The 25,333-nt window shown below is 38.6% G+C and carries 20 protein-coding genes; 15 read left to right on the forward strand and 5 right to left on the reverse strand.

Features of this window, described 5'->3' with window-relative positions; translation table 11 throughout:
* The first annotated feature begins 15 nt into the window (after positions 1 to 15).
* The 3 genes from GKR92_00830 (at position 16) to GKR92_00840 (ending at position 4,505) form a co-directional block, all read left to right on the forward strand.
* Positions 16 to 1,440 (forward strand): mannose-1-phosphate guanylyltransferase/mannose-6-phosphate isomerase, encoded by a 1,425-nt coding sequence (locus GKR92_00830; protein QMU60313.1) that lies wholly within the window; start codon positions 16 to 18, stop codon positions 1,438 to 1,440.
* Positions 1,441 to 1,551: 111 nt separating this feature from the next.
* The gene (locus GKR92_00835; protein QMU60314.1) at positions 1,552 to 4,023 is read left to right on the forward strand and encodes a leucine--tRNA ligase; all 2,472 of its coding nucleotides are present in this window, start codon (positions 1,552 to 1,554) and stop codon (positions 4,021 to 4,023) included.
* Entirely contained in the window at positions 4,020 to 4,505 is a 486-nt protein-coding gene (locus tag GKR92_00840; protein QMU60315.1) for a hypothetical protein, read from the forward strand. Before GKR92_00835 ends, GKR92_00840 begins: the two co-directional genes overlap by 4 nt.
* 35 nt (positions 4,506 to 4,540) lie before the next feature.
* Here the strand turns inward: GKR92_00840 and GKR92_00845 are convergent, their stop codons facing one another.
* Together GKR92_00845 and GKR92_00850 are read right to left on the reverse strand one after the other, a co-directional pair.
* Positions 4,541 to 5,419, reverse strand: coding sequence for an NAD-binding protein (locus tag GKR92_00845; protein QMU60316.1), 879 nt, complete (start codon positions 5,417 to 5,419; stop codon positions 4,541 to 4,543).
* Between the two features lie 94 nt (positions 5,420 to 5,513).
* Entirely contained in the window at positions 5,514 to 8,051 is a 2,538-nt protein-coding gene (locus tag GKR92_00850; protein ID QMU60317.1) for a DUF1631 family protein, read from the reverse strand.
* Positions 8,052 to 8,226: 175 nt separating this feature from the next.
* On the opposite strand from GKR92_00850, the gene holA reads away from it, so the two are divergent.
* From holA to pmbA, 11 genes are all read left to right on the forward strand, one after another.
* Positions 8,227 to 9,255 carry a DNA polymerase III subunit delta gene (gene holA / locus GKR92_00855; GenBank protein ID QMU60318.1) on the forward strand — a complete coding sequence of 343 codons (1,029 nt, stop codon included), beginning with the start codon at positions 8,227 to 8,229 and terminating at the stop codon, positions 9,253 to 9,255.
* Positions 9,256 to 9,297: 42 nt separating this feature from the next.
* Entirely contained in the window at positions 9,298 to 10,569 is a 1,272-nt protein-coding gene (locus GKR92_00860) for a glutamate-5-semialdehyde dehydrogenase (protein ID QMU62676.1), read from the forward strand.
* 86 nt (positions 10,570 to 10,655) lie between these two features.
* Complete coding sequence (gene nadD / locus GKR92_00865) at positions 10,656 to 11,321, forward strand: nicotinate-nucleotide adenylyltransferase (GenBank protein QMU60319.1); 666 nt, start codon at positions 10,656 to 10,658, stop codon at positions 11,319 to 11,321.
* A 9-nt stretch (positions 11,322 to 11,330) separates the two neighbouring features.
* Positions 11,331 to 11,669, forward strand: coding sequence for a ribosome silencing factor (gene rsfS, locus GKR92_00870; protein ID QMU60320.1), 339 nt, complete (start codon positions 11,331 to 11,333; stop codon positions 11,667 to 11,669).
* Positions 11,670 to 11,715: 46 nt separating this feature from the next.
* The gene (rlmH, locus tag GKR92_00875; protein ID QMU60321.1) at positions 11,716 to 12,189 is read left to right on the forward strand and encodes a 23S rRNA (pseudouridine(1915)-N(3))-methyltransferase RlmH; all 474 of its coding nucleotides are present in this window, start codon (positions 11,716 to 11,718) and stop codon (positions 12,187 to 12,189) included.
* Between the two features lie 17 nt (positions 12,190 to 12,206).
* A complete protein-coding gene (locus GKR92_00880; GenBank protein ID QMU60322.1) occupies positions 12,207 to 12,788 on the forward strand; it encodes a septum formation inhibitor Maf in 582 nt (193 codons plus the stop codon).
* Between the two features lie 19 nt (positions 12,789 to 12,807).
* Positions 12,808 to 14,316 carry a ribonuclease G gene (locus GKR92_00885; GenBank protein ID QMU60323.1) on the forward strand — a complete coding sequence of 503 codons (1,509 nt, stop codon included), beginning with the start codon at positions 12,808 to 12,810 and terminating at the stop codon, positions 14,314 to 14,316.
* A 40-nt stretch (positions 14,317 to 14,356) separates the two neighbouring features.
* Positions 14,357 to 18,268, forward strand: coding sequence for a TIGR02099 family protein (locus GKR92_00890; GenBank protein ID QMU60324.1), 3,912 nt, complete (start codon positions 14,357 to 14,359; stop codon positions 18,266 to 18,268).
* A gap of 115 nt (positions 18,269 to 18,383) precedes the next feature.
* Positions 18,384 to 19,199, forward strand: a complete 816-nt coding sequence (locus GKR92_00895; GenBank protein ID QMU60325.1) for a carbon-nitrogen hydrolase family protein — start codon at positions 18,384 to 18,386, stop codon at positions 19,197 to 19,199.
* Between the two features lie 58 nt (positions 19,200 to 19,257).
* Positions 19,258 to 20,700, forward strand: coding sequence for a metalloprotease TldD (tldD, locus tag GKR92_00900; protein QMU60326.1), 1,443 nt, complete (start codon positions 19,258 to 19,260; stop codon positions 20,698 to 20,700).
* Positions 20,701 to 20,721: 21 nt separating this feature from the next.
* Positions 20,722 to 22,059, forward strand: a complete 1,338-nt coding sequence (gene pmbA, locus GKR92_00905; GenBank protein ID QMU60327.1) for a metalloprotease PmbA — start codon at positions 20,722 to 20,724, stop codon at positions 22,057 to 22,059.
* Positions 22,060 to 22,067: 8 nt separating this feature from the next.
* Here the strand turns inward: pmbA and GKR92_00910 are convergent, their stop codons facing one another.
* Genes GKR92_00910 through purM form a run of 3 tightly spaced genes read right to left on the reverse strand, consistent with a single transcriptional unit; the run spans position 22,068 to position 24,547 of the window.
* On the reverse strand, positions 22,068 to 22,823 hold the full coding sequence (locus tag GKR92_00910) for a DUF3108 domain-containing protein (GenBank protein QMU60328.1): 756 nt from the start codon (positions 22,821 to 22,823) through the stop codon (positions 22,068 to 22,070).
* Between the two features lie 10 nt (positions 22,824 to 22,833).
* The gene (gene purN / locus GKR92_00915) at positions 22,834 to 23,517 is read right to left on the reverse strand and encodes a phosphoribosylglycinamide formyltransferase (GenBank protein ID QMU60329.1); all 684 of its coding nucleotides are present in this window, start codon (positions 23,515 to 23,517) and stop codon (positions 22,834 to 22,836) included.
* 7 nt (positions 23,518 to 23,524) lie between these two features.
* A complete protein-coding gene (gene purM / locus GKR92_00920; protein ID QMU60330.1) occupies positions 23,525 to 24,547 on the reverse strand; it encodes a phosphoribosylformylglycinamidine cyclo-ligase in 1,023 nt (340 codons plus the stop codon).
* A gap of 57 nt (positions 24,548 to 24,604) precedes the next feature.
* Between purM and GKR92_00925 the strand changes: the two genes are divergently transcribed.
* The gene (locus tag GKR92_00925; GenBank protein ID QMU60331.1) at positions 24,605 to 25,324 is read left to right on the forward strand and encodes a CDP-alcohol phosphatidyltransferase family protein; all 720 of its coding nucleotides are present in this window, start codon (positions 24,605 to 24,607) and stop codon (positions 25,322 to 25,324) included.
* Positions 25,325 to 25,333: the final 9 nt, after the last annotated feature.

A 25,333-nucleotide genomic window follows, 5' to 3' on the forward strand; every position in this document is an offset into this window, starting at 1 on the left:
GTAGCTTAATAAAGTATGTCTAAGTCATTGTCTTCTCTCATTCCAGTGGTTTTATCTGGTGGTACTGGCTCACGTTTATGGCCTTTATCTAGAAAGCTCTATCCTAAGCAATTTATTCCTTTAAGAGGTGAAACAAGCTTATATCAATCTACACTTGAGCGAATCGTGGATTTAGATGGTGTGGGGAATATTGTAACCATTTGCAATGATGAGCATCGGTTTATGGCGGCTGAGCAAGCGCGTTTATCAAATATCGAAAACTCCGATATTATTTTGGAACCTGTTGGGCGTAATACCGCTCCTGCAATTACCATTGCGGCATTACATGCTTTAAATAAGCAAGCTGATGCGCATTTATTAGTGTTGCCTGCAGATCATATATTGGGTGATGGAGAAAAATTCTCATCAGCTGTGAAGCAAGCATATCGAGCTGCAGAAAATCATTTAGTAACATTTGGAGTTGTCCCATCTCGCGTTGAAACAGGTTATGGCTATATAAAACATGCGCCAGAGGAAGTTACAGATAATACATTCTCTGTGACAGACTTTGTTGAGAAACCAGATTTTAAAACTGCTGAGAAGTATATAGAGAGTGGTAACTATCTTTGGAATAGCGGCATGTTTCTATTTCGTGCGGATATGTTTTTGCAAGAGATCGAACAATTCCAACCTGAAATATATGCAACCTGTAAACAGGCTTATGAAAGTGGTGAAAAAGATCTCGATTTTATTCGTTTAGACGAGCAAGTTTTTTCTAAGGCGCCGAGTATCTCAGTTGATTACGCAGTAATGGAAAAAACTAGTAAGGCAGCTGTAGTGCCATTAGAAAGTGGATGGAGCGATGTTGGATCATGGCATGCGCTGTGGGAATCTTTTGAGCAGGACCAGAACCACAATGCTACTTCTGGCGATGTGGTTGAAGAAGATTGCAATGGTTGTTTTATTCATGCAAGCAATCGACTTGTAGCAGCGGTGGGTATGCAAGACCATGTTATTGTTGAAACAGCTGATGCAGTATTAGTTACACCACGAGATCGGGCTCAAGATGTTAAGAAGATTGTCAATAAACTACAGCAAGCGAAGCGTGACGAAGTAGATATTCATCCCAAGGTTTATCGCCCCTGGGGTGCATATGAAACCATTGATATTGAAGATCGATTCCAGGTAAAGCGCATCACGGTTTCTCCGTTACAGAAATTATCCCTACAAAGCCATCATCATCGAGCTGAGCATTGGATAGTCGTAAAAGGAACTGCACGAGTCACCTGCGGAGAAAAAGAATATTTACTCAGCGAAAATGAGTCCACCTACATACCTATCGGCACCAAGCACAGATTGGAAAACCCGGGTAAAATTCCCCTGGAGCTCATCGAGGTGCAATCTGGTACTTATTTAGGTGAAGATGATATCGAAAGATATGATGATGATTATGGTCGTTAAGTACTTCATTTAATCTTTGAATTATAAGCTTACTTTCTAGTATTTTTATTGAGATGAAGCGATCCTAGCTGTTATGCTTGCTAGCTTTTGGCAACGCTGACTTGTACCTGCATGCAAAATTCATATAACCCACAAGAAATTGAACGTTCTGTTCAAGATTATTGGGAAAATACTCAAGCCTTTAAAGCACTTGAAGACAATAAGAAAGAAAAATTTTATTGTTTAGCAATGTTTCCATATCCTAGTGGCAGGTTGCATATGGGGCATGTACGCAATTACACCATCGGTGATGTGATTAGTCGTTACCAGCGTATGCAAGGTAAGAATGTGCTTCAGCCCATGGGTTGGGATGCGTTTGGACTACCAGCTGAGAATGCTGCGATCAAAAACAATGTTCCACCCGCTAAATGGACCTATGAAAATATTGATTATATGCGTTCCCAGCTTAAGCGCTTGGGTTTTGCATATGATTGGAGTCGTGAATTAGCCACTTGTCATCCGAAATATTATCGCTGGGAACAATGGTTTTTCACTAAGTTATTTGAGAAGGGGCTGGTATATAAGAAAAAAGCTACTGTGAATTGGGATCCGGTTGATCAAACAGTGCTCGCAAATGAACAAGTTATTGATGGTTGTGGATGGCGTTCTGGCGCTGTAGTTGAACGAAAAGAAATTGAACAATGGTTTCTTAAAATAACCGCTTATGCCGATGAGCTAATTAAAGATCTTGATAAGCTTGAAGGATGGCCTGAGCAAGTAAAGGTTATGCAAAATAACTGGGTGGGTCGCTCAGAAGGAGTGAAAATAAATTTTGCTATAGAAGATATGCATGGCGATGGTCAAGATTCTATAGATGTGTATACCACCCGCCCTGACACCTTAATGGGTGTGACTTATGTGGCGATTGCAGCGGAACATAAACTTACAAAGCTTGCGGCGGAGCAATCTAATGAAGTTGCAGAATTCATTTTTAGTTGCAAACAAACAAAAGTATCAGAAGCTGAAATGAGTACTATAGAAAAGCGAGGTATAGATACTGGTTTGCTTGCGACACATCCTATTACAAGTGAAAAAATTCCAGTCTGGATCGCAAACTTCGTGCTTGCAGAATATGGTTCGGGTGCTGTGATGTCAGTACCAGCACATGATCAACGTGATTGGGAGTTTGCAACTAAATATAAATTACCTATCAAGCCGGTTATAGCAGAAGAAAAAGATGCATTGAGTGTTGATGTGTCTAAGAATGCTTTTATTGAAAAAGGTTGGTTGATTAATTCAGCCCAATTCGATGGTTTAAGTTCTCTGCAAGCTTTCGAAAAAATTGCTGAACAATTAGAAAGCCAAGGCAAAGGCAGTAAGCAAGTGAACTATCGCTTACGAGATTGGGGGGTGTCGCGACAACGTTACTGGGGTTGTCCCATACCTGTGATTCATTGTGAACAATGTGGTTCTGTACCCGTGCCTGAACAAGATCTTCCAGTTTTGCTTCCAGAAAATATAGATTTTGATGGTGCGAGTTCACCGTTAAACAATTTAGCAGAATTCATAAATGTTAACTGTCCAAATTGTGCTAGTCCTGCAAAAAGAGAAACCGATACCTTTGATACTTTTTTTGAATCAAGTTGGTATTTTGCGCGTTATTGTAGTGTTAATAACGATGAGGTGATGCTTGATGAGCGTGTCGATTACTGGATGCCAGTAGATCAATACATAGGGGGTATTGAACATGCAGTATTACATTTATTATATGCTAGATTCTTTAATAAGCTCATGCGAGACGAAGGCTTATATAAATGTGATGAACCATTTGAAAATCTTTTAACACAAGGCATGGTATTAAAAGATGGTGCGAAAATGTCTAAGTCTAAAGGCAACACGGTAGACCCTGAAGAGTTAATTAATAAATATGGCGCAGATACAGTGCGACTATTTGTAATGTTTGCAGCACCACCTGAGCATTCTCTTGAGTGGTCAGATACTGCGGTTGAGGGCTCGTTTCGATTTATAAATAAGTTATGGCGATTGGTAGAAGATTACGCAGATAATGAGCAAGATAAAGTCTCTGTAAATTTAAATGACTTAAATGAAAGCCAAAGTAACTTGCGTCGCAAGTTGCATGAAACGATCAAGAAAGTGACTGATGATATGGGTCGGCGTTTTACCTTTAATACCGCTATTGCCGCAAATATGGAATTAACAAATCAATTACAGAGTTTTGAAGATACTTCTGCTCAAGGAAAGGCGGTATGCCAAGAAGCTTTAGAGGCAATTGTTCTTATGTTGGCACCAATTTTACCTCATGTTTGTCATGCAATGTGGCAACGGTTAGGAAATGTACAAGCTGTATATAAGACGCAATGGCCTGGCGTAGACCTGAATGCATTAAAAAAAGATAGTATTGATCTTGTGATTCAAGTGAATGGTAAAAAGCGTGCTACGATTACCATTGCAGCGGAAGCTGAAAAACAACAAATAGAAGCTGCCGCCTTAGATGATGATAATGTGAAAAAGTTTATCGAAGATAAAAATATAGCTAAAGTAATTATTGTACCTGGTCGTCTGGTAAATATCGTAGTTAAATGAATATGAATAAAATTTTACTAATTCTTCTTACCATATGCATGATTTCTGGGTGTGGATTTCATCTGGCGGGTGAGGGTGAGTTTGCTAGTGAGTTGAGTCACACACATATAAAAAGTGCATCCTCCAGTAAAGAATTATTACGATTGTTAGATAAGAATCTTAGAGCTAACCAAATAAATATTGTAGGTATTGATAGTGCAACTGCGTTACTACATATACTTAATGAGGAAACAGAAAAAGTTGTTCTCACTGTAGATAATGATGGTAAAGCGCGTGAGTTTGAACTGTTGTTGCGAATTACATTTGATGTTAAGAGGCAAGACAATACCATTTTGCTGGGCCAACAAACTATAGATCTGAATCGTGATTTCGTGTTTGATAAAAGTGACTTGCTGGGTACCAATGAAGAAGAGCAAGAGTTGTTTGATGAAATGCGCAAGGATGCCGCAAAGTTAATCGTCTATCGACTTCAAACTATTTAATTTAGCTAAAGTGTTCAGTTGGGGATATGAACTATCTAACTGATTTGGTCTAGAACTATTTTCCCAATAGCAGCAGAATCCAGTTCTCCGTCTCCTTGTTCTACAAGTTTCCTTAAGTATTTTTCTACTCTCTCTGTGCCAGGCATGACAATATTGTTTTCTTGTGCGCTTTTTAGGGCAATGCTTATATCTTTAAAATGCAACTCTGCTTTAAAACCCGGTTTATAGTTGTTGTCTAATATGCGTTGCCCATGCAGTTCAAGAACTTTGCTGTTAGCAAAACCGCCGAGTAGCGCGTCTCTTACTTTGCTTGGGTCTACTCCAGAGGATTTCGCTAATAAAAATGCTTCGCCAACTGCCGCTACGGTTTGTGCAGCTAAAATTTGATTGCAAGCTTTCGAGACTTGTCCTGCCCCATGGCTGCCGATATGCACAATGTTTTTACCTAAAAGTTGAAGCACTGGATAGGCATAGTTAAAGGCATCAGCATTGCCGCCAACCATAATGGAAAGTGTGCCATCAATAGCGCCTTGTTCGCCGCCTGAGACAGGTGCATCCAGCATGTCGATATCTTTAGATGCAAGATCTTGTGCTAATGAGCGAGTTACTTCGGGCGAAATAGTGCTCATATCAAGCACCAGGTGCCTGGGTTTTGCGCCGCGAATGATTCCTTTTTCCCCTGTGACGATTTCAACAACATCAGGGCTATCTGCAACCATGGTAATGGTAATGTCGCAATGCTGGGCTAGTTCAGCAGGGCTGTTGTATATCTCAATATTATTAGCAGAAAAAGTTTGCAGTGATTTGGGATTTCGAGCATACAAGCCTAAATTATGATTGGCTTGAAGTAAGTTATTGGCCATGGGTTTACCCATGATACCTAGTCCGATAAGACCAATTCGGTTGATAGTCATTTCATAAGAGTTCGAGTGTTAAGCGATGTAAAGCTTAGCAGAAACGATTAGTTATTTAACAGCGATTGTCTGAGTATAAATGTAATATATAAAACTACTTTCTGTTGATATTGTCTTGGCTAGAGCGAATATTGCTTATGACAGAGCTTAAGGCAAGATCAAAACGATTGCTTTCGCTTATTAAGCTGCTTCTTCCAGTAGATAGATCATCTAAGAATGTTTGCAAATCAATTTCTATACTATAGTCACCTGACCGATCACTGAATACTAAATAATTTGTTTCTATGATTGCTTTAGAGAATTTTAAGCGACGTTTTGCTTTATCTTCCCCTTGATATACTTCTAACCATACTCCAGGGACAATACTATCTGGTAGGTGTTCAACAACATTAAGATCAGGTTCTACTTCTATATCATTTTCGTCAAATTCTTCTTCTGAATCTAGCTCGCTCGCTAAATCTTGTTTTTCTTCAATCTCATCAACTTTTTCAATATCTTGTCTCACATTAGTTGCTATCGTTGGCTCATCTGAATGTGGGGCTATACTATCGGCAGATTCAGACAAAGGCTCTTCATGACTAACAATAGGGTCGTCATCTGCATGATTACATTCAGTAGCTTGGTCAGTTTGTTCGGCCTCAATTGAAGCTGTTTCAGGCGCTGAGATGGGAGAAAGGTTTTTAAATAAATGAATTACATTATCTTGTGTTTCATTAGACTCATTAATTTTTACGTCTTGCTCAGAAGAATTATTTTCTATTTTATTTGTTTCTTGCTCTATTTTTCGCAAATAGGTTAAATACCAAACTTCAGTTTCTTCTAAAATATCTTCGAATTCGTCGTTGCGATTAGTGAAGTACTCAAGTTCAATGCGAATGTTTTCAAAGAACTCATTAGGGTGTTGGATGTATTGGCTTACATCATGAAGTGAATGTGTGCCCTGAGAGACTTCAATTATTCTGCGTAAAGTGCGTACGGAGTTACGCCATTGCTTTGCAGACCTGCCGTGGGTCATATATACATATGCCATATGGGGTGCCCAGCACTTTAAGCAAAATTCAAGAACTTGATTGGCTATTTCTTTGTTTTTAGTAAGTTTCTTGATTGTATGGATAACAACGCGTTTTGCTGCAGATCGTTGAGACTTGAGTTTATGCTTATTCAGCCCCGTTTCTTCATTAACTGCTTGTTGCTCTAGTGAAGCTGTGTCAATTTGTTGAATTTCAGATAGGGCCAGCTCAAAAATTTGCACATCAGTGTCAAAACCTTCAGTAATGCTTCTGACAATAGTGGTAAGCCTTTTAAATAGTGATTTTTCATCACCACTAGCGCTTATTCCAATCGATGTTAATTTATTAAGTAGCAATCTTGCAGGATGTTTTGCATTTTGGAAAAAAGTGAAGTCAATTAATGCAAGCTTGATAGTAGATATCTGCAATCTTGCTAGGATAGCTTTTATGGCATCACATATAGAATTATCTTCAAGAATTACCTGGAAGATATTGCTAACGAAGTCAATGACTTTTTCTTCATTGGCTACTATTTCAATAGCATCTAATGCACCTTTTTCGTGTAGTGTTCTTCGTACAGCAGTTTTAATTTGCTTGGCTTGGAAAATAGCGTTGTTTGCCGCTTCGACTCGTTGCACACTGGATAAGGCTCGTACAAATTGTCTTCTTTGTGCAGGGGATGAATTTGATTGAGTGTTTGGACTGTATGGTTGTAGGAGTAAACTAACTGTTGTTTCGTCTAAGCCTGTTTGACCAGCACCATATACATCCATTGCAATTTCATCAATAATTTCAGGCGTGCTGTTTAACTGCTTGCCTACATAATCAGTGTTCGTTTCATATTCCTGCTGCCATGTCTCTTGTTCTACAGGGGCAAAAAATTGCCCCGTGGACATGCTCATAATCGATGAGTTTGATGGGTCATCATCGAGGACAGCATTTGCATCATCTTGCTTATCTTTCTTGTTTTTAGAGTCTTCAGCTGGATTGATATCAACGTCTAATAAAAAATTGTGCATTGCCGAATAAAAATCGTTTAAATTTGGTGAAATATTTTGATATAACAACTTACTGATAAGAATTTTTCCATCTACAGAGATATTTAATGGTGAGATACAGTTTTGAATTAATTTATAATAGTCCTGAGGTTGAAGACAGTAAGTATTAAAATCTTGATGACAAATAAAGGATAATTCTTCTAGTTGCAATGTTAGTATTTCAATCAGATCAGCGTGTCTTTCAACACTGCGATCGATAAGTTGATCAATTGCAAGAGTTAGTTCAATCAAATCTGTATCCATACTATGGGTATCAGCTTGACCAGTAGTTTTTGAGCGTTTAACTTCTGCACCAGAGGTATAAAATTGCGACTCTAATTCAACATAAAATTCTGAAGCTACAATATGCTTTCTTTCAATATAAGCGTCCAATGCTTGATCGCGCACTTTGCTGTTGGTTTCATTAATTTGGGCTCGATAGCTAGGGTCCTTTGCTAATTCGAAACTCTCTTCTAATACTGCGTTGAGAAAGTTCTTTAAATTGAGATGAACGATTTCAACCACTTTGTCGTAGTTGATATGGCCTTCATTATCAAAAATTTCTTGGTGGTTCTGTTCAGGCATTTAGAGGTAATTTTCAGGTGAATATCTATATTTTTCTAAGAAATAGTGTAGGGTATTACACTTAAATATAATGTTAATTGGCAATCGCTTAATCTAAGGCATTGTGCCGTTCATCGGCTATCATGTACCCTGTGCTAAATATGAATATTTCAACAACCCTGTAAGCCCACCGCATATGCAAATTCGCTTTTCACATTTAAAAGATAAGTTAGCTCGATCCTCTATATTCCCTTTGCTGGTTAGTGGTGATGAGCCTTATCAGAGTATGTTGGCCTGCGATATGTTTCGCGCACGTGCAAAAGATCTTGGTTTTTCAGAACGTAAGATACTGACTGTAGAAACAGGATTCGATTGGTCTGAGCTGCAGCATGAACAAAATAATATGTCATTATTTGGTGAGCGCACTTTGATCGATTTACGCATAGTAAATGGTAAGCCCGGTGCAACAGGTTCGAAGGCAATAATCAATTTTATCGAAAACTTACATGAAGATGTTATGTTGCTTGTGCAGGTACCCAGATTGGACCGCAGTGGAATTAATTCTGCTTGGGTTAAGGCTATAGAAAAAATAGGCGGTGTACTTCGCGTTTGGCCATTAAATGAAATAGAAACACGCAACTGGATTCAACAAAAGCTACGTGCAAAAGGGCTAACTGCAACGAGTGATGTGGTTGGGTATATTACGCAACAGGTTGAAGGTAACTTGCTTGCTGCAATGCAGGAAATTGAAAAAATAGCACTCGTAAGTGAAGATAAAAACTTAGATCTAAAAAGCGTTCACACGCTTTTAACGAATAGTAGTCACTATTCGTTGAATGAATTAATGGATGTGGTGTTGAAAGGTGATGTGGCAAGAGTTATTCGAATTATTGCAGGGCTTAAAAAAGAAGATGTTGCGCCGCCATTGTTATTGTGGGGGCTTACTGAGCAAGTGAGAAAATTAGTTGAGAGCAAACCTAATACTTCCTCTAATATTTCTGAATCAAACTCTAAAATTCGAAAAAATACACAACAAGATACTTTGCGTTCATTATGCATGTTGCATCAAAAGAGTACTGGTGTTTGTCGGCAAGATTTGGCATCTAAAACCTCGGATTTGTTGAAGCAATGCGCGCGAGTGGATCGAGTAATTAAGGGTCGTGCTTACGGAGATCCTTGGCAAGAATTGTTGCAATTGAGTATCGCCACAAGGTACTCAGTATAAATATTGGCTTTAAAATAAAGATATGCACCTATGAGTAATGCAATGCACAAGCAACAATTATCAATTAAGGATTACATTCAAAATGTGACTCTACAGGCAGCTGCGGTACGTGCTGAAATTGCTGCTGCGAGTACAGAAACAAAAAATCAAGCATTGAAATTTATTGCGGATGAGGTTTTGAGTTCTAGTGCAATATTAAAACAAAACAACCAACTTGATCTGCAAGCAGGAAAAAAAAGTGGGCTAGATAGTGCATTGCTCGATCGTTTGGAATTAACGGATGCGCGCATTAGCGCGATGGCTGAAGGCTTGATGCAAGTCTGCACACTGGCAGATCCGGTTGGTGAAACGACCGATTTGGAAACGCGTCCCAGTGGTATTCAGGTGGGTAAGATGAGAGTGCCAATAGGCGTAATACTTATTATTTATGAATCACGCCCTAATGTTACAGCGGATGCGGCAGCATTATGTATTAAGTCAGGAAATGTGACCATATTGCGAGGCGGTTCTGAGGCGTTGAATTCAAACCAGGCTATAGCAAATTGTATTCACACAGGTTTGAGTAAAGCAGGACTTTCTAAGGATATTGTGCAAGTTATTACAACTTCTGATAGAGCTGCAGTAACCGAATTACTCCATGCGGATGATGATATAGATATAGTCATCCCACGTGGCGGAAAGAGTTTGATAGAAAAAATCATGCAAGAGTCTCGTATTCCATTAATTAAGCATTTAGATGGCGTGTGTCATGTATATATCCATGAAGAAGCGGATGTAGAGATGGCAACTAATATTGCATTTAATTCTAAAGCTCAACGTTTTGGTGTTTGTAATGCAATGGAAACATTGTTGCTTGATAAAAATATAGCTCAACAGATATTACCTGGCTTGCAGAAAAAATTTACTGAAAAAAATGTTGATTTAAGAGGTTGTGAAGAAACACGCAAAATTCTCCGCAATATCTCAATTGCGACTGATGAGGATTGGTATACAGAATATCTTGGGCCGGTATTGGCAATTAAAGTTGTTGATGGTGTTTCTCAAGCGATGTTGCATATTGAAAAGTATGGTTCTCATCATACGGATTCAATTGTCACAAATAACAAAACAGTCGCGCAGCAATTTTTACGTGAAGTAGATTCTAGCTCAGTAATGATAAATGCCTCGACTCGTTTTGCAGATGGTTTTGAATATGGCTTGGGTGCTGAAATTGGTATCAGCACGGATAAGTTACATGCTAGAGGTCCGGTAGGGCTTGAAGGTCTGACTACTCAGAAGTTTATCGTTTTAGGGGAAGGTAATATCCGTGAATAACTTTTTTTACTATGCGCTCATTAATAAGGGAGGAGTGTGTTAGGTATTTACCGCGGCAGCTTTGATCCTGTATTTGTGAGATTCTTATGTTAGGTATCTTTGGTGGAAGTTTTGATCCCATCCATTTCGGTCATATCAAATCAGCATTAGCATTAATAGAACGTTTTGATTTTGAAATAATACGTTTTATCCCTTGTCAACTATCACCACATAAAAAAACTGTGCATGCAAGTGCAAGTCACCGTTGGCAGATGTTAAATTTAGTTTGCAGTGGCAGTGAAAGATTTATTGCAGATGATCGAGAGCTGAAGCGCAAAACACCGTCATATACAATTGATACTTTGCAAGAGTTGCGAGAGGAATATGGTAAACAGCAATCACTAGTATTGATCCTAGGATTAGATGCTTTTTTAAGCTTTTGTAAATGGCATCGATATAAAGAAATATTATCACTCTGCCATATAGTGCTAATGCAACGACCTGGCTATAGTCTGCCTGAGAGTTCGCGAGATAGTTCGCCAGATAATTTACAAAGGTTAGGATGTGAGAAAGAGTATTATGAGCAAAATAATACTAATGATTTTAAAATATTAACGAATACACCCAGCGGGAAAATCTATACGAGTGATATAGAGAAAATAGATATTTCGTCGACTATGATTAGAGGAATGATCTCCAAAGGGCAGCAACCTAAGTATTTGCTACCGGGTAACGTCTGGAACTATATTCGCCGAAATAAACTATACAAATAAATATTATATATGAAACATACTGACACAGTTAAAATTGCTGTTAACGCTCTTGAAAATATGAAGGGTGTTAATATTGCAGTAATTGACACGCAAGGGAAAACGGATGCGTTTGATGCAATGATTGTTGTAACTGGCACTTCAGATCGACATGTGAAATCTTTAGCAGACAACGTTGTGAAAGAGGTTAAAAGTAAAAGTTTGGGTGTGCTGGGTGTGGAGCAAGATCGTTCTTGGGTGCTAGTGGACTTATATGATGTGATTGTGCACATTATGCTAGAAGAAACACGGGAGTTTTATAGTTTAGAAAAACTATGGGAAATTAGTACAGACCGAATACAAGTTTCGTAATCTAGATGTTTTTCAGCAGATAACTTAATAGAAATTAACTAATAAAATAGTGCAGATCTATATTTTAGCTGTAGGGGGTAAATCACCTGCATGGGTTGAATCAGGAGTGGCTGAGTATCTTTTGCGGATGCCTCATGGATGTAAGGTTAAGTTGGTAACGGTTGCCACAACAAAGCGAGTAAAGAATATCTCTATTCCACAGGCTCAAGAACGCGAACAAGATTTGCTATTAAAAAATACACCTAATAATAGTCTGCGCATCGCTTTAGATGAGCATGGGAAAACATGGACTACAGCGGTTTTGGCGTCAAAGTTAGCGTCATGGTTACAAAATACCCCAGTAGTCACTATATATATAGGAGGGCCAGACGGATTTACACCTGACTTTCTTAATCGGGTTGACATGGTATTGTCTTTATCTTCATTAACCATGCCACATATGCTGGTACGTTTGGTGTTGGTAGAACAACTATATCGGGCGTGGACGATAACCCAAGGCCATCCATATCATCGAGAATAAGTCTTTATAATTAATTCATGCGTGAGCTTATCCTTGCATCCGGCTCAAGTCGTCGGCATTCATTGATCAATAAACTCAATCTAGAGTATCGTGTATCTGCGCCAAATATCGATGAAGGTGTAATGAATGGCGAGACACCTACAAAATATGTATGCAGAATGGCGCGAAATAAAGCATTGGCGGTTTTTGAAATGTGCGCGACTAATCAAGTGGTTTTGGCCGCCGACACTATTATTTCATTGCATGAGGAAATTATTGGTAAGCCAGAAAATATTCAACACGCAAAAAACATATTACAAAAATTATCTGCAGTTGAGCATGAAGTGTTAACTGCACTATGTCTTAAAACACTAGATGATGAGTATGAGGTGATGGTGGCAACCAGAGTTAAATTTAGACAACTTACCATTGGTGAAATAGATGCCTATTGTTCAACGGATGAACCTTATGATAAGGCTGGTGCATATGCCATTCAGGGTTTAGCGTCTTCATTTGTTGAATATATATCTGGAAGTTATACCAATGTTATAGGTTTGCCGTTGTCGGATTTGTGCCGCCTTCTAAAACAATCTAATTTGTATAATTTTGATGATGTCTAAGTAAGACTGGGTACAATGAATAATGAGTGAAGAAATTCTAATTAATGTAACCCCTCAGGAGACTAGAGTTGCGATCGTAGAGAATGGGGTATTACAAGAAGTGCAAGTTGAAAGGGTTAGTAAGCAGGGCTTGGTTGGACATATATATAAAGGTTGTGTGAATCGAGTTATGCCAGGTATGGACGCAGCTTTTGTTGATATTGGGTTAACCAAAGCGGCCTTTATACATAGTTCCGATGTGGCTTTCCTGCCTAAAAGTTCTCGAGGACAACAAGCGGAAATAAGCCAGCCGGATGAGACAATCCTTCAGTCACAAAACGATAATATTACGAAAATGTTGCACGAAGGCCAGCAGCTGTTAGTGCAAGTTGTAAAAGATCAGTTGGGAACAAAAGGTGCGCGCCTTACTACTAATATAACCTTGCCTTCACGCTATATGGTGTTATTGCCCTATTCACACGATGTTCGCCTTTCAACACGCATAGAAGATGAAGAAGAGCGTGAACGATTGACTACTACCACACAAAGTTTAGTTAATGAGCTTAATGCAAATTGTGGATGTATACTGCGTACTGCAGCGGAAGGGGTGGGCGAATCTGAATTAAGAAGAGATTTAAAGTTCTTACTTAATCTTTGGGCAACGATTGTCGATAAGGTGAATAAAGCATCATCAGTTGATGAGGTGTATTCCGATCTCCCTCTGGCAGTGCGAACCTTAAGAGATCTTTCGGTAGATGATATTGAAATTATTAGAATAGATTCACGCATAACATTTGATACTGTAAAAGAGTTTTCTGAAAAATTAGTTCCAGAGCTATCTGATTGTGTGACTAGGTATTCAGGAAATCGGCCTATATTTGATCTATATTCAATTGAAGATGAATTGCAGAAAGCTCTACATAGAAAAGTAACGCTTAAGTCTGGAGGGTATTTAATATTCGATCAGACTGAAGCTATGACAACGATTGATATTAATACAGGTGGATTTGTTGGGCATCGGAATTTAGAAGAGACAATATACAAAACAAATCTTGAAGCAGCGCAAGCTATTGCAAGACAACTTAGATTACGAAATCTTGGGGGTATCATCATTATCGACTTCATCGATATGGATGATGTTGAACATAAACGTCAAGTCATACGTGTATTTGAAAAATCCTTAGATAAGGATCGTGCCAAAAGCCAAGTATGCGAAGTTTCACCTTTAGGCTTAGTTGAAATGACGCGCAAACGAACACGAGAGAGCCTGGAACATATTCTGTGTGAACCGTGCGCAACTTGTTCAGGGCGTGGCTATATTAAAACAGCTGAGACAGTTTGTTTTGAGCTTTTTCGTGAAATTATGCGTGAAGCAAGGCAATATGAGACGAACGAATTGCTGGTTTTGGCGTCTCAACCAGTAGTGGATTTATTATTGGATGAGGAGTCAACAAGCCTGGCAGAATTGGAAGATTATATTGGCAAGACCATTAAACTGCAGGTGGAATCACTCTATTCTCAAGAGCAATTTGATGTGGTTCCCCTATAACTTATTTGTAGTCACTAATCTGTTTCGCTAAGTCATTTTTATGCTACGTAAATTATTCCTAAGCGGCTGGTATATCCTAGTTGCAATATTAATATTGTTTGCGATTGTCATGAGTGTCGTGCGTGGTTATCCATCTATTTATCAACATTATTTGCCGGAAATTCAACAGAATATTTCATCAATATTAGGTAAACCTGTGCATGTAGATTCTATTCGAATTGATTGGCACGGTATTACTCCACAAATTACAACACGGAACTTATCTATTTTTGAAGATGATGATCGATATGATCAACTTCTAAATGTGGATAAAGCAATTATTTCAATCGATATCTTTAAAAGTATCGCAAGAAGTAAAGTAATACTTAATCAATTAACATTTGTGGGCGGTAATCTTGAAGCGATTCGCACAGAAGATGAAAGAATTCTATTAAATGGAATTGATATTAGCGAAAGATTGGCAGAACGCAAAAAGTTAAATCAGAGTAATAAGCTAAAAATTAATTTATTAAATAGTTCAATCTCAATCATTGATGAAGTAAAAAAGTTAGACTACTTTTTTGATCGTGTAGATGTGGAGCTCAAGTTTTCAGGCGATCACTTTAAGGTTTCTTCAAGGTTCATGCTACCGAAAACTTTAGGTGATTCGCTTATTTTAAGTGCAGATATTCGAGACTTGGATAAAGGTTTTAAAAACATAAAAGGCAAACTTTATAGTAAAGGCGACAATATAAATTTAGAGCTGTTGAATGACTTTTTTCCAAAACTTCAAGTTGGTATACACAATGGTGTTTCAGATTTTCAGGTGTGGGGTAATTTTAATTCTTTAAAACAGCGCACATTTGTTGGTAGATTAGGTCTGGATGATCTGGTGTATAAAGATATTGAGGTGCCCATAAAAAATGTTGTTGTAAACGAAGAAATCATATCTATTGATACAGGTTTTAAGTTTCAAGGAGATATAGAAGATTGGCGGTTCGCATTAAATGATGTAAGTATTAAAACAGCTACAAATGAATGGCCTGGCAAACAATATGAATTTAGTTGTGTAGATTGTGGCCAACAAAATTTTACTATATCAGCGGCACTGGATTATATGGATACAGATCAGTTGCTTTCTACCTTGCAACATTTTCCATTTATTGTTGAGCGCTTAAATGATGTGCTAGATAAAATAGAAATTCATGGTGTATTGAATGCATCACAACTATCAGCGCAATTTAATAATAATCGACTAACAAAATATGCTTATAGATCATCATTACAACAAGCAAATATCTCTATTCCAGCGCAAGGCATTACGGTTACTTCGATAGTAGGAGAGGTAATGGGTGATCATCGTAAGGGTGAAATTAATTTAACTTGTGATTCCCTAGGTTTAAAGATAGATAAAATTTTAAGTCAGACGCTGCATAATCAAATTCTAAGAGGGACAGTACATTGGCAGCATATTGATGGCAACGTATTGCTGGCAATGCAAGAATTGATAGTGGGATCGAATGAGATGGTTGCAAATTTGCAAGGCATTTTGCAAATTATTGAAAATAAACCTTATGTAGATATTCAAATTAATGTTCCTCATGTAAAAGCTGAAACGATTAAGCAATATTTCCCATATAAGAGAATGAAACCAAAGCTTTCTAGATGGTTAAGCGAAAGCATTGAAGAAGGAACACTTAAAGATGGAAAATTATTATTCCATGGTAATCCGAAAAATTTTCCATTTAAAAATAAACCTGGAAGGTTTGAGATTAGTGCAAAAATTGAAAATGGTGTATTGGCCTATCGTCCAAATTGGCCGGTAGCAAGTGATATTATTGCTAATTTAGAAATTAAAAATAATTACCTAGAAGTAAGTGCAAGGCAAGGTACGATACTGGATTCATCAATAACTCGAGTGCACGCATATATTAATGATTTAAAGTTACCAAGATTAATACTTAATGGTAACGCAGCTGGGCCAGCCAGTAATATACTGCAATTCTTGCAACAGTCTTCTATCCTTCCAGAGGATAGTAAGGTAATAAAACATATAACTGCTAGCGGAAATACTAAACTTGATTTGGACCTTTCTTTAACGCTCACTAAAAAGTTAGAAAAGCAGATATTGGTGGGAGGTGTCGTCGAGTTTGTAAATGCTGGTCTGACGGTAAATGCATTATCACTTCCATTTACAGATCTAAATGGAAAGTTAAGTTTTGACAAGAGTGGTGCAGAAGGAAGTGGCTTAAGTGCAATGCTATATGGCGCACCAATAATTGCTAATGCAAGAAAAGAAAATAGTGGGCGCACATTGTTATCTGTATCGGGTGATTTTGATCTTGATACTTATTTTTCATCCAATTATTCAAAGTTTAATAAGTATATTAAGGGTATTGCGCCTGTTTCGGCACAAATTAATATTCCCCGTTTTGGTAAGAACAATACTGACAAGACATTGCTTGTTAATATTGATAGTGATTTGTATGGTGCGACTACACTTCTTCCGGAGCCGTTTAAAAAAGCATTTGATGAGTCGAAAAATATTTCTATTCAAACCAGGCATCCACATGGCTTAAGTAGCGAAATATTTGCTAGTTTAGAAAACCAAGTTTTCATGCAGGCGATTATCGATAAAAATACCAGCGAGTTATCTAGCATGGAGCTGCGGATGGGCAATAAGCAGTTTAATTTACCTGAAGAGGGTGTAAAGATCTCAGGAAGGATGAATAACTTTAATATTTCCGATTGGAGAGAGCTCATGCAATCTGAGGAAGATCATTCCATCGAAGTTAAAGAGATTGATATATTTGTTAATAGTGCAATGCTAGGAGGCTTGAATCTAGAAAATGTTGATTTTCATGCCACAAAAAACACGCAGTTCTGGGTGGGCGATATTATCTCGTCAGTAGCTAAAGGTAAATTTGAATATCCTATTGACGCCAAAAGCGGCAGTGTAGCTACTGCAAACTTTGATTATTTGCGATTTAAATCTAAACAAAAAATATTACCATCATCGAAGTCTACTCAATTAGATCCACGCACTTTACCTGCCCTAGTCGTTAATGCAAAAGAGTTCGAGTATAAGGATGCTGTATTTAATGGTGTTAGTTTAAAGACAAAGCCATCGGCTAATGGGCTTACGATAGATTCATTGCAAGGTAGTGGTCGAGAGTTACAAGTTTCTGCTAATGGTATATGGGCAGTTGATACAGAGAATATGCAAGAAACAAAACTTACTATAAGATTAGTTTCACAAAATTTGCAAAATTCACTTGCAGGTTTAGGTTTTGGAAGTTCAGTTTCGGGTGGAGAAGGTGGTGTAGTAGCTAATTTTACATGGCCTAAAGCGCCATACCAGTTTTCATTAGAATCGGTCACTGGGGATGCAAATCTTAGATTTAAAGATGGCGCTATTTCTTCAGTTGAGCCAGGTGGTGCAGGGCGATTAGTCGGCTTATTCAATTTTGGTGAAATATCAAAGCGTTTGTCTTTAGATTTTACTGATTTTTTCTCGAAAGGATATGCATTTGAAAAAATACGTGGCGATTTAAAATTTGAAAATGCAAATTTAACGACCGAAAATTTAAAAATCAATGGACCTTCAGCAGATTTATTAATTCAAGGCCGTACGGGTATTGAAGCTCAAGACTATGACCAAGTGGTAACCGTGACGCCTCATGTTAGTGGAGGCTTGCCCTGGATTGGTTTAGCGGTGGGTGGGCCGTTAGGTGCAGTAGGAGTGCTCGTCGGTGAGAAAATTGCAAAATCAATTGGTGTGGATGTGAATAAAGTTACTGAAGTTAAATACACTATGAAGGGTAGCTGGCAAGAGCCAGTTATTGAGCCAATAGCTCAGAAAATTGCAGAAAAAAAATCTGTCCCACAAGTTCAAGGCCAGCCGTCACCTGATTCAATACCACGAATAGCGCCTGCGCAAATAGAGCCAAATACAAATCGAATAGAACCCTAGAGGTCTTTCACAGATTTGTATTAGTGGTTTGCTTATATCTCTACTTTAATAGACTGGATTAATGGCAGGTTATGCGATAATGCATCAATCATTAGCAAATCGGTTTTAAAGTATTTTGAGTAAAGTAGCAGCAATCCAAATGGCATCTGGACCTAATGTGGATGCAAATCTACATGAGGCCGGTCGGTTAATTTCTCAAGCAGCAGTAGCAGGCGCTGAACTCATTGTACTACCAGAAAATTTTGCCATTATGGGCATTGAAGAAAGTGACAAAGTAGCAGTACGTGAAGCACACGGTAATGGACCTATTCAAACGTTTTTATCTGATCAAGCGAAGCAGCATAATGCATGGATAGTGGGAGGTACGGTACCTTTGGAATGTGAGGATCCAAATAAAATCCTTGCTGCTTGTCTGGTCTATGACAATAAGGGAAATTTTGTTGAGCGTTATGACAAGATACACATGTTTGATGTTGATTTAGTGGATACGGGTGAAAAATATATCGAATCAGAAACCATTGAATATGGCAGTCTTGATTTAAAAGTAGTTGATTCACCATTTGGAAAAATTGGTTTGGCTGTTTGTTATGATTTGCGTTTTCCAGAATTATTTAGAGGTCTATTGGATCTTGGTGCTGAGCTAATAGTGTTGCCTGCAGCATTTACCGCTGCCACCGGTAAAGCGCATTGGGAAAGTTTGCTTAGAGCGCGCGCAATTGAAAACTTAACGTATATTGTTGCAGCTGGTCAGGGTGGCTATCATTTAAATGGTCGTGCAACCCATGGTGATAGTATGATCATTGATCCTTGGGGAGCGATATTAAACCGTATAGAACATGGTGCCGGTTTTACCCTTGCAGAAATTAATCTTGATTATTTGCAATCAAGACGAAAAACATTTCCGTGCATTCAACATAGAAGAATGACTTAAAATAATTCATAACAAATAATGAAATGGTTTTTTAACTTTTCAATTTAGTAAATATATTATGCACAATTCTCTAGAGCTTGCGAAAAGCAGCATCTTAGATCCTTCTGGCTTAGATGAATCTCATTTATCACAAGCCTTTTCGACATTATTAAACTCATCAGCTGATAGTGGTGATATTTATTTTCAAATGCGTAAGCATGAGGCGTGGTCATTAGAGGATGGTATTGTTAAAGACGCCAGCTACAATATAAGTCAGGGTGTTGGGATACGTGCAATCAAAGGTGATAAATCTGGATTCGCTTACTCCGATGAAATTGTTTTACCAGCTTTAATAGAATCTTGTAAAGCAGCGCGTGCCATTGCTAGAGGAAATCAAAATGGTCAAGTGCAAACTTGGAAATCTAACTCTGGCAATCAACTCTACATGCCAGATAATCCATTAGATTCGATCACTGAAGCTGACAAAGTTAATTTATTACGCTCACTCGATGCTTTAGCTCGCAAACAAGACGACCGTATTAAACAAGTGATGGCATCGATTGCAGGTACACATGAGATAATTTTAGTTGCAAATAGTGATGGCTCAATGGCGGCAGACATAAGGCCGTTAGTTAGATTAAATGTTTCAGTGATTGTTGAAGATAATGGTCGCTTGGAGCAGGGTAGCGCCGGTGGCGGTGGCCGCGTAGGTTATGACGTTTTTACTCAAGAAAATCATGCGCATTCATATGTACATGAAGCCGTGCGTATGGCGCTATTAAATTTAGAAGCTGTCGAAGCACCAGCGGGAGAAATGGATATCGTCTTAGGTCCAGGTTGGCCAGGTGTATTGCTTCATGAAGCGATAGGTCATGGTTTAGAGGGAGACTTCACGCGTAAAGAGACTTCTGCATTTAGTGGCCGTATAGGCGAGCGAGTAGCAAGTAAAGGTGTAACCGTAGTGGATGACGGCACCTTGGAAAAACGTAGAGGTTCGCTAAGTATCGATGATGAAGGTACAACGACACAATGTACGACATTAATAGAAGATGGAATATTGAAAGGCTTCATGCAAGATAAGCTTAATGCAAAGCTTTCAAACACCGAGCCAACAGGTAATGGTAGGCGTGAATCTTATGCACATTTACCTATGCCACGTATGACCAATACCTATATGTTGGCTGGAGAACACGATCCTGGTGAAATAATAAGTTCTGTTGATTCCGGTTTTTATGCAGTGAATTTTGGCGGAGGGCAAGTAGATATTACTTCTGGAAAATTTGTTTTTTCTGCATCCGAAGCTTATTTAATTGAAAAAGGTAAGGTAACAAAACCAGTTAAAGGCGCAACCTTAATTGGTGATGGACCAGACGTTCTCACGCGCGTCAGCATGATAGGGAACGACCTAAAGCTTGATGAAGGCGTAGGTACTTGCGGTAAAGAAGGCCAAAGTGTGCCTGTAGGGGTTGGGCAGCCCACTCTACGTATCGATGGCATTACGGTAGGCGGCACCTCTAAATAACAATTAACTGTAGTTACTTAAATGAAAGTTCAACCGTCCCCATATACAAAAGATAAATTAGAAGACTTAGTCCAATCTTGTTTAGCTGAAGCTAAGCAACAAGGTGCAACAAGTGCTGAGGCAAGTATAAACGTTGAGCATGGTTTGTCTGTAACCGCACGTTTGGGTGAGGCAGAAACATTGGAGCATCACAATGATCGCGGCTTAGGTATAACTATTTATATGGGCCAGAAAAAAGGTAGTGCTAGCACTACTGATTTTGAGCCTTCAGCAATAAAAGATGCAGTAACAGCAGCCTGTAATATTGCTAGTTTTACTGAAGAAGATGATTGTGCAGGTTTGGCGGATGCCAAGCTTATGGCGACTGAGATGCAAGATTTAGAGCTTGATCATCCTTGGGGTATATCACCAGAAGAAGCACTTGAGGTGGCGATAGAGTGCGAAAATGCCGCGCGTGATGTTGATAAAATTTCAAATTCTGAAGGTGCTTCATTGACTACATCACGTGGCACTACGATTTACGCGAATTCACATAATTTTGTAGGTAGTTACAGCTCAACCCGGCACAACTTGTCTTGTGTTGTCATTGCAGAACAAGATGGCAATATGCAAAGAGATTATTGGTATGCAACTACACGTGATCCACAGCATCTAGATTCTGCGGAGAGTATTGGCAAAAAAGCGGCAGAGAGAACCGTAAGTCGACTTGGCTCACGTAAAATATCTACACAAACTACACCGGTAATTTTTGAAGCTAATATGGCGCGATCATTGTTATCGCATTTTATTTCAGCGGTTAGTGGTAGCTCTTTATACCGCAAAGCCTCATTTTTGATTGATCACCTAGATAAGCAGGTTTTTTCTGATTCCATTACCATCACTGAAGATCCATTTATTAGAAGTGGTTTTGGTAGTAGCTCATTTGATATGGAAGGAGTAGCAACAAAAGCACGCACGTTAGTTGAAAGTGGTGTGTTGAAAGGCTATGTCTTAAGTAGCTATTCAGCTAGAAAGCTAGCCATGCATACTACCGGCAATGCAGGTGGAGTGCATAATTTAGAGCTGCAAGCAGGCAAGAAAAATTTAGATCAACTGGTTAATCAAATGCAAAAAGGGTTGTTAATAACAGAGTTGATTGGCCATGGAGTAAATACGGTAACGGGTGATTATTCGCGTGGAGCCGTAGGTTATTGGGTTGAGGATGGTGAAATACAATATCCAGTAGATGAGATTACCATTGCTGGAAATTTAAAGGATATGTATCAAAGTATTGTTGAAGTTGGTAATGATATAGATCGACGTAGCAATATAATTACACCGTCACTTTTAGTCGACAACATGATGGTTGCAGGCAGCTAGATAGATAATTAATTTGAAGATTCTTCATTTAACCATTTAACGCTTGTGATTCGAATAGAGACATCTAATTTTTCATTTTCAAATTTATCCAACTTTACCGGTATATAATTAAGTTCTTCTGCGTACCATCCTAGGTAAGTGGTTTTTTTGTCATTATCTTTTTTGCGCACATATTTATTTGCGTTAAATTTTCCGATTTTTGTTTCAATTAATTCAGTACTTTCTAGTTGATATTTATATTCTTTAATTCTGCCTTTAGAAATTACTGAATAGATATTGGTAGACACATCTGCATCTGGTTCACGCATCAATAATAATTGAGCAGAGTAGTTATCAAAGGTGTATTCAGGGGCATCTAATTCATCATTTCTGCCTTTGTATTTAACTGCAACTTTGTTGTTATTCCAATCAAAAACGTAATGTTCGTTTCGATCTTTATCGCTATTTTTCATAACATGGGTGAATTCAACCGTATGGTAGTTATTGTCGATTAATTTTAAAATCGCACGATCAGTTACGACCTGATCGCCAAGAAATAGTGCTGCCATGCCTACAGGTTTGGTAATCGATTCATAAATTAGTTCGTCACCAACTTTTTTCAGGCTAACATTCATTTTACCAACACGCATGGACCCTTTATGAACATCATATGTGGCTTCAAATTCTGGTGGTAGATTGCTTTCGTTGAGCACCGATGTCGGATTACTCCAAGCTGGTTGAGCCAAGATATATACAGCAATGAATGTAAGAATTATTTTTTCCATTGTGAATCTTCTATTTCAATAAGGCTTCATATTCAGGGGAAAGCAATAGGGTTTGTTTGAGCGGTAAATTGTCAACGTGAACTTTCCCCGCTTTAAGCTCTAGGTGTTTATCGCAAAACCATTTCACGGCGAGCGGGTAAATGATGTGTTCTTTCTCCAATACGCGTGCTGCTAAAGATTCTGCACTATCTGTCTTTTCTACAGGTACCTTTGCTTGAATTATTAAAGGCCCATCATCTAATTCAGCAGTAACAAAATGTACTGAACAACCATGTTCGTTTTCTCCGGCTTTTAAGGCGCGAACATGAGTGTGTAACCCTGGATATTTGGGTAATAGGGAGGGATGAATATTCAATATATTATTTGGGTATTCATTAATAAAAGTTGGGCTGAGTACACGCATAAATCCCGCCAAAATGATTAGCTTAATATTATAGACCTCTAGAGTTCTAACGAGTTCCACATCAAAGGCTTCGCGTGAGTCATGTTTACTATGCTCAATGATATGGGTGGGGATATTTGCTTGTTGTGCGCGTACCAATCCATAAACATCAGGGTTATTGCTTATTACGCAAGCAATGCTGGCATTTATATTGCGTTGATCAATATGATCAATAATCGATTGTAAGTTGCTGCCACCGCCAGAAATTAGAACAGCTATTTTGCATGTTTGATCTGGTTCGGCTTTTGACACAGATTTATTACAGAGAAACTTTTTGATCTGAAGACGACTTTTTAATTTCGCCAATTTTCATAGCCTGGTGACTGCTTTCTTCACTGAGCTTAATGGCTTCTTTTGCTTGGTCTTCAGGTAATACAACCAACATGCCTATGCCACAGTTAAAAACTCGTAGCATTTCTTCGTTATCAACCAGACCCATTTTTTGTAGCCAATCAAATACAGTAGGACGTTTCCAGCTATTGGTATCAATTTCTGCAAGAAAGCCATCAGGCATTACTCGTGGAACATTTTCTGTTAGTCCACCACCCGTTATATGACATAAGCCATGAATATCAAACTTATCAATTAGGGATAAAACGACATTGGTATAAATAATGGTGGGCTGTAAGAGTAATTCACCTAAGTTTTTACCATCAATCATTTCATCTAGTGAAGTATTTGTAGTTTCGACGATCTTGTTTACAAGAGAAAATCCATTGGAGTGAATACCGCTAGAGGGAAGGCCAATAATTACATCACCATCATTGATTTTGCTGCCATCAATCAACTTGCTGCGTTCTACAACTCCAACGCAAAATCCAGCTAGGTCATATTCACCTGCATCATACATGCCAGGCATCTCAGCAGTTTCGCCACCAATCAATGCGGCCCCCGACTGTCGACAACCTTCAGCAATGCCTTCGACAACGACTCTAGCTTCATCAACAGATAATTTGCCGGTCGCAAAGTAGTCTAAGAAGAACAGAGGTTCTGCACCTTGCACGATGACGTCATTTACACACATTGCGACCAAATCGATACCAATGGTTGTGTGTTGCTTAAGTTGTTGGGCTAGGCGTAATTTCGTGCCTACACCATCCGTTCCAGAGACTAAAATAGGTTCCTGGTATTTATCTTTTTGAAGTGCAAATAGGCCGCCAAAGCCACCTATGCTCGACATAACCTCAGGTCGGTGCGTAGAACGTATCGCCGGTTTAATGAGATCAACGAGTTTATTTCCAGCATCGATATCGACACCAGCGTTTTTGTAGCTAAGACCCATGTATTTATTTGCTTAAGTGTGTGTTGTAACTAATTGAAATTATTGAATACGAATTAGATGTTTAATGTCAGCATAGAGTCGCTTAGAATTACCATTGCTTCGTTATTCGGTTACTTATACCATCAGAATGACAATAATAAAAAGCATTTTCAATTGTGTATAAGCGCGGATTGTATTACCCAATGCATTGTTTTACGAGTGGAGTTGAGACATAACATGTCTTATTGGAGATTTATACCAAACCTGATTACTTTGGTACGCTTCGCGGCGGTGCCTCTGCTGGTGTGGTGGTTATTTGATAACCAATTCAATAACGCTTTATTGCTATTTTTATTGATGGGTCTGTCTGATGCCTTGGATGGATACTTGGCAAGATCCTTTAATTGGAAGACTACTCTGGGATCATATCTAGATCCTGCAGCTGATAAGGTAATGCTTATTAGCTCCTACATAGCCTTGGGCGCATTAAATCTTCTGCCTCATTGGTTGGTATTAATTGTCATTATGCGCGATGTTGCGTTGCTTTCCGGTGCGGTCTCCTATGTATCGATGACTAGACGTTTAGAAATTGAGCCGAGCCTTATCAGTAAATTCAATACTTTTGTGCAAATCCTATTGGTACTTGCGGTTATTTATAGTCAAATAAATATTTTTCCAATGATTATTATTCAAACGCTTGTTGGGCTAACTCTGTTTACGACTATTGCAAGTGGGTACGACTATCTAGTTGAAGAGCGCTCAAGAAGAGCATCTAAACAATCCAGTAAGCAAGCGTAAGCTTTTAGT

The sequence above is a fragment of the Gammaproteobacteria bacterium genome (genome assembly GCA_014075255.1).
GTDB lineage: Bacteria > Pseudomonadota > Gammaproteobacteria > UBA4575 > UBA4575 > JABDMD01.

Bases quoted from the DNA above. Each gene is read 5' to 3' on its own strand.
- GKR92_00830 (QMU60313.1), top strand. From the start codon at position 16: ATGTCTAAGTCATTGTCTTCTCTCATTCCAGTGGTTTTATCTGGTGGT.
- GKR92_00835 (QMU60314.1), top strand. From the start codon at position 1,552: ATGCAAAATTCATATAACCCACAAGAAATTGAACGTTCTGTTCAAGAT.
- GKR92_00840 (QMU60315.1), top strand. From the start codon at position 4,020: ATGAATATGAATAAAATTTTACTAATTCTTCTTACCATATGCATGATT.
- GKR92_00845 (QMU60316.1), bottom strand. From the start codon at position 5,419: ATGACTATCAACCGAATTGGTCTTATCGGACTAGGTATCATGGGTAAA.
- GKR92_00850 (QMU60317.1), bottom strand. From the start codon at position 8,051: ATGCCTGAACAGAACCACCAAGAAATTTTTGATAATGAAGGCCATATC.
- holA (QMU60318.1), top strand. From the start codon at position 8,227: ATGCAAATTCGCTTTTCACATTTAAAAGATAAGTTAGCTCGATCCTCT.
- GKR92_00860 (QMU62676.1), top strand. From the start codon at position 9,298: ATGCACAAGCAACAATTATCAATTAAGGATTACATTCAAAATGTGACT.
- nadD (QMU60319.1), top strand. From the start codon at position 10,656: ATGTTAGGTATCTTTGGTGGAAGTTTTGATCCCATCCATTTCGGTCAT.
- rsfS (QMU60320.1), top strand. From the start codon at position 11,331: ATGAAACATACTGACACAGTTAAAATTGCTGTTAACGCTCTTGAAAAT.
- GKR92_00880 (QMU60322.1), top strand. From the start codon at position 12,207: ATGCGTGAGCTTATCCTTGCATCCGGCTCAAGTCGTCGGCATTCATTG.
- GKR92_00890 (QMU60324.1), top strand. From the start codon at position 14,357: ATGCTACGTAAATTATTCCTAAGCGGCTGGTATATCCTAGTTGCAATA.
- tldD (QMU60326.1), top strand. From the start codon at position 19,258: ATGCACAATTCTCTAGAGCTTGCGAAAAGCAGCATCTTAGATCCTTCT.
- pmbA (QMU60327.1), top strand. From the start codon at position 20,722: ATGAAAGTTCAACCGTCCCCATATACAAAAGATAAATTAGAAGACTTA.
- GKR92_00910 (QMU60328.1), bottom strand. From the start codon at position 22,823: ATGGAAAAAATAATTCTTACATTCATTGCTGTATATATCTTGGCTCAA.
- purM (QMU60330.1), bottom strand. From the start codon at position 24,547: ATGGGTCTTAGCTACAAAAACGCTGGTGTCGATATCGATGCTGGAAAT.
- GKR92_00925 (QMU60331.1), top strand. From the start codon at position 24,605: ATGTTTAATGTCAGCATAGAGTCGCTTAGAATTACCATTGCTTCGTTA.